General features: G+C 43.6%; 1 protein-coding gene and 1 pseudogene. Both read right to left on the bottom strand.

What is annotated here, in order from left to right; translation table 11 throughout:
- Positions 1 to 5,709, bottom strand: a pseudogene (locus tag ACTHJT_RS13405) (hypothetical protein); the annotation flags it as partial.
- Between the two features lie 341 nt (positions 5,710 to 6,050).
- Positions 6,051 to 6,327, bottom strand: a 277-nt coding sequence (locus ACTHJT_RS13400; protein WP_440238997.1) for a gliding motility-associated C-terminal domain-containing protein, incomplete at its 5' end; no start/stop codon positions are given.

Genomic DNA, 6,327 nt, shown 5'->3' with positions numbered 1-6,327 from the left:
GGCAGAAGATGCTACCGGAGTTGTTGGCGCACATAGTGCATTGCTTACCATTTCAACGGTTACAGAGTTCGGGCTGCCCAAGGCTGTACCTGTTGTTGTATATGTCGCATTGGTGGCACCGGCAATCGCTGTGCCGTTGTTTTTCCACTGATAGGTAGGTGTCGTACCACCGCTTGTCGGAGTGGCGGTGAATGTTACGTTGTCGCTCGGACAGATGCTTGATTTATCTGCTGCTGCACTAACCGCCGGTGTAGGAATCGGATTCACGGTCATTGTAACTGCTGCTGATGTTACAGTAGAAGGAACTGCACAGGCTGAGTTACTTACCATACGGGCTGTTATTTGATTCCCGTTTGCAAATGTTGTTCTCGTAAATGTTGTAGCAGTTGTACTTGGTGCTCCCTGAGTATTACCGTCGATAAACCATTCGAATGTCGGAGCTGCACCGCCATTATTAAAGTTGGCAGTAAAGGTTACGCTCGTTCCTACACAAATCGGATTTTTACTAGGACTCACTGTAATAGAAGGAGAGGCTGTCGCGCTTACCGTAATCTTAACAACATTTGATACGACAGCTGCACAAACACCTTTCTTATCGGTTCTTCTGTAGTATGTATCTGCCGTTAATGTACCCGGAGTATAATCTTTTAACGTCGCACCTGCGATGGTTGTCCAGCCGGTTGAACCGTTTGCTGAACTTTCCCATACATATGTTGCAGTGGCCGTCGTAGAGCCACCGGCTGCTGCTGCACCACCGATCTGTGCCGGTGTTGTACCTGTACAGATTGTTTGATCTGCTGTAATAACCGGTGTGGTTACAACCGGATCGACCGTGATTTTAATAATGTTTGATACAACACCTGCGCAAACACCTTTCGTATCCGTTCTTCTGTAATAAGTATCTGCCGTTAATGTTCCAGGTGTATAATCTTTCAACGTCGCACCTGCGATGGTTGTCCAACCGGTTGAACCGTTTGCTGAGCTCTCCCATACATATGTTGCAGTGGCTGTTGTTGAGCCACCGGCTGCTGCTGCGCCACCGATCTGCGCCGGTGCTGTACCTGTACAGATTGTTTGTGCGGCTGTAATCGCCGGTGTGGTTACAACCGGATCGACCGTTATTTTAACAACGTTTGATACAGCTCCTGCGCAAGCACCTTTCTTATCGGTTCTTCTGTAGTATGTATCTGCTGTTAATGTACCCGGAGTATAATCTTTTAACGTCGCACCTGCGATGGTTGTCCAGCCGGTTGAACCGTTTGCTGAACTTTCCCATACATACGTTGCTGTTGCTGTTGTTGAACCACCTGCTGCTGCTGCGCCACCGATCTGCGCCGGTGCTGAACCTGAACAGATTGTTTGTGCGGCTGTAATCGCCGGTGTGGTTACAACCGGATCAACGGTGATTTTAACAACGTTTGATACAGCTCCGGCACAAACACCTTTCTTATCGGTTCTTCTGTAGTATGTATCTGCTGTTAATGTGCCCGGAGTATAATCTTTCAACGTCGCACCTGCGATGGTTGTCCAGCCGGTTGAACCGTTTGCTGAACTTTCCCATACATACGTTGCAGTGGCTGTTGTTGAGCCACCTGCTGCTGCTGCACCACCAATCTGTGCCGGTGCTGTACCTGTACAGATTGTTTGTGCGGCTGTAATGGCCGGTGTAGTTACAACCGGATCAATATTAATAATAACTGTTGCTTCTGTATAGCAGGCAGAGTTTCCTGTGTTACCGTCTTCCACACGAAGTACATAAGTACCTGCATCTGTTGTAAGACCGGTGATACCAGTATAGTTCGGTATTGTTAATGAATTAGGGAAAGTACCAGGTGTTGTTACAGCTGTTGGCGCTACTTTTACACCAGAACCTGTACCTGCTGTTTTGATCCAGGAATAAGTAAAGCTTGTGTTTTGCGGTACAGCTGAAACTGTTGCAGTACCTGCTATTGCCTGTGCGGTTCCTTCACAGATTGTCGTTCCTGTCGTAGGTGATGATATCGTAACAATTGTAGGTTTTGTACACGGACAGTTTGGAGTCAATACTACCGGTACACGCGGACAAGGATAAGCCGGTACAGCAAATGTAACATTGTATGGTATACCTCCTTTTTTACCGCCTCCAGTTCCGCCATTGTTAGATGAAGAAGAAGTTCTAGATACAGTAACACCATCATATGTATCAACCATCGGGAATGTTAAATCATTTTCACACTGACCAAAACTTACTCTTGCAAAATAACAACCTGTACCAGTCATTGTTCCCGTCACTGTTTTAGGAATAATAAAGAAATCTGTGTTAGCTGGAACAGATGCAGTACCAGTTAACGTAATTTCCTGTTGCAACTTTTGAGGATCAGCAGGTGTTTTTGTTCTGCTGAAATTAGCAGACAATGATCCATAAACTACCGTAGGATCTTCTACCAAGCCTCCTGAACCGGCCTTGGCGCCAACCACCTGGAAAAGAGTATTTCCATTCATTGTACACCCGTCATTTTGGATTTCCATTTCAATCATCATTGCGAAACTTTGGATCTGAATCGCCTTTGTTGCATGGTAACCCTGATTTTGCAGGTTACTTAATTGTGTTGTTAAATTACCGGAAGAGAAATTTGTTTGCGGCTGATAATTTGGAGTACAGGTTTGTGCTTTTGTAAATACGGTACCTGTTCCTTTAGCGGATTTCTGATAATAAACTGTTTTATTACCTGAACCATCTGCTGCAATACCTGTAAGATCAAGCGTTGTAGTTGCTGAACCAACAGAAGTACCAATTACCGGTGTACTGGTTGCCGTCGCATACCAGCTGAACTGAACCCCCGCAGGGTCACTTGCTGCAGGTGTAAGTTTTACTGTACCTGTATTTCCGCAATATGTTTTTGTTGCAACCGTTGGCCCACCAGATAAACACGGATCACAAACCGGTGTTGTTACCGTGAATTTTTTAGCCGTGCCGGTAAGTGGTACAAGTTTGAAATCATCCAATGCAAAGTCATTACCACCACCGGAATTTAATTTCAGGTTTCGTACTTCCAGCGTATAGGTATTAGAACCTGCCAATGGTGCAGTCCAGTTACCAGTCAGCTGATGCCAGTCTCTGTCATTCTTTGTCCAGTAGCTCGCAATCATAGTGTTGTTAATATATATACCAATGGCAGATGGAATACCTGTGTTGATCGTATCCGGACCCAGGGCATCTTTGTGGATGTTTGCCATGTAACCGCTGAAGGCAAATTTATCGTTTTGATTTGCCGTGAAGGTCCATGCCAGAACTTTCACCCCTGTCTTGGCATCAGCGATATAACGCATTGATGTAGCTGACTGGCCAGGCGCCTGAGGAATATCAATCCACCAGCCCGGGTTATGAGTACTTATGCTGACGTCAACGGAATATTGATTATCTCCGTGGCCCGTACCAGCATATGTATAATAAGGAGAACCACTGATGAACCCGATGTTTCCGCTGTTAAAATCACCGTTGGATAATACGTTACCAATACCAACATATCCGACTGCATCATACTGTGTAGCTGTTAAAGTCTGTACTCTGTATGGGTTGGCAGTACTTACGGTAGCATGTGTAGATGTTAATTCCCAGTGATCAAAGATTAGTCCACCGGTAGCAACTGCTGTTAAATCGGTATAAGTATCGTTTACGCAGGCACTGGCTGTTGCTGTGATTGCAGAACAATCTGTTATTGGCCCAAGTGTTACAGCATCTGTCTGTGTTTGCAGACCACCAAATTTGATGTTATCCAAACCGAAATCATATCCACGCATCGGGAATAAATTCTTTTGTCTGATTTCAATATTGGCAAAAGTAGATGTTGCCGAATTCCACGTATATGCAAAGTTCTTCCACACACCCACTGCATTTACGCCGCCATTCGTAGCAAAGTCTGTACTTGCAGAACCGATCAAAACTCCGTTGATGTATACTTCCAGGTCCACATCATAAAAAGGTGCTGTGCCCGGAGCATTGCTGTAGCCTCCGGTATTCGAAGATACCACATAGCATATGGAAGTAAAATCAAATGAAAATGTATACGCCTGGTTTGCTGTCAAACCATTAATTTTCTGACCCCATACTACCGGTTTAGTAACACTGGAAGCATCCTCTCCATTAATGATTAAGAAGTTTCCCGGATTACCCGTAACGAAAGGTTTCGTACCGTTAAATGTCCAATCGGGTTGCACGCCCCAGTTTCCGGCAGAAGAAGCTACATTGTATGAGCCATCTGTACTACGCGGATCCACCGGACCAGGCATTGATGTAACAAACCCTGTGGCTCCAGCGCTGAAGTTACCATTAACAACCAGGTCACCGCTTGTAACGGTTCCTGTCAGAATAACCTGTGTTGTTCCAGCCTGTGTTGCTGTGAATGTTGTTGTTGAACCTGTTGTGTTTGATAACGTACCGCCGCCGGTAGACCAGGTTAAGTTTGATGAACCTGAACCGGACAATGACCATGAATCACCAATACATAAAGGGTTATTTGAAGGCGATGTAACAATCGTAGCAAATATTAATTTATCATCGATCCGTGTTGCATCTGAAGAGTAACAGCTCGGATTGGTTTTATCTGCCGCAGCCGGGCTACCACCTGTTAACTCATGTACTTCCCAGTTACCAACCTGATTGGTTACGTAGGATGTTTTTCCTACACCGCTGGCTGCCGGAACATTCACTCCATTAAAATACCAATCAAAATAATTTGAAGAAGAAGAATAGTTACCAACTGTTAATGTAGCATTTTCAGATCCGTTAACGATCGTTGCTTTGTTCGAACTAAGCGTTAAAATATTTACGCTGGAAGGAGGTACGCAGCACCCTGTTGTCTTCTTTGTAGAAAGCGGTGTTGTTTGCGGCGGACAGATGGCGGTATAATTCCAATCATACAGAACACCATATTTACCACCTGTTGTAGAAGCACTGTTAGCAGGTATTGTTACAGGTCCTCCTGTAGTTGTTGCCGGTTGCGCCGGTGAAAACAACAAACCATCAACGGCAGAGCCGGTACCTGTTGGGTTTGAGTTCACAACAATTTTCGTTGTCCCTGTTGTTGTTAATGTATAGTTGATTGGTACCTCTACGTAATAATTGTTTCCTGAAATTAATGTAGCACCAACTGTTGAGAAATTGTAAACCGCAGAACCCGGCCCTGCTGTTGTACCAAAGGTAATCTGAATTTTATATGTCTGGCCAACCGTATTTAATACCACGGGAACTTTAATAGAATTAAACCTTACAGGCATTGTATTGGTAAAGCTCATCTCCATAACTGTCCCTGCAGCATTGGATGTAAATGCAGGTGCAACAGCCGGCTTTGGATTAAGCGCAGGATAATTCGTACGTTTTATATATGTTAGCTGCACACCGGCTGGAGGTGCCGTTGCTGTTGTGATACGGAACGGTGAATAATAATAAGGTGTCTGTACAGAATCATAAAAGATTGTACCGGTTCTTATCAAGTGACCATTCGCATCAAAATCTGCTGCTACATAAGGAGCAGGTGTATAACTATACCACTCATACCACGTATTCGCAGTTGGAGAATCAAATGTCCACTTGGCAAAGCCATTTTCACACCACTGATCTGTAGTTATAGATTCCGCACCACACTGCGCAGATGCATTTATTGATATTCCAAGGGAGAGAATAAGAACAAAACAACTGACAATCAACTTATACATCTTATCTATTTTCATATAATTTATTGATAATATCCAATCTTCAAATGCGTACAATTTTTCAATTTCTATCTTTCTATTGCATAGCTAAATAGAATCTTTTTACTATCTATACTTCGATTTATTTCAAAGTAACCCCAATCGCTTTTCCAATTTTTACATAGCAAAAGTTCTTTTTTTACGCCAAATGTTAACATTTGTTACAATTTTATAGAGATAAGAATAAAAGATCCGCTGTTTCTTATATAAAAATTCAACACTTGGAAAAAACAATTCTATAAAATGAATGGGCGATATAACTGGTTATACAACCAGCTTATATCGCCCACTTTTATTTTAATTAATCTAACTTTCTTTTCTTACTTCACAATCTGTACCCAGCCTGTGTATGGCTCTGTATAGATCTGGCTATGTAAATTGATGATGTAGAAATAGGTTCCTTCCGGTAATACTTCACCATTACGGTAGTTCGATCCATCCCACTTCTTCGGATAACCTGAACTCTTCCAAACCAGGTTGCCCCAACGGTTGTAGATCAGGAACTCTGCGTTCGGGAAGCTCTCGATATTCTTGATTTCCCAGGTATCGTTCGTGCCATCTCCGTTAACCGTTATAACATTCGGTATTACGATTGCT

This window comes from Cytophaga sp. (genome assembly GCF_051961495.1).
Taxonomy (GTDB): Bacteria; Bacteroidota; Bacteroidia; order Cytophagales; family Cytophagaceae; genus Cytophaga.
The sequence above is the reverse complement of the archived record's forward strand: the minus strand, read 5'-3'. Positions and strand labels throughout refer to the sequence as shown.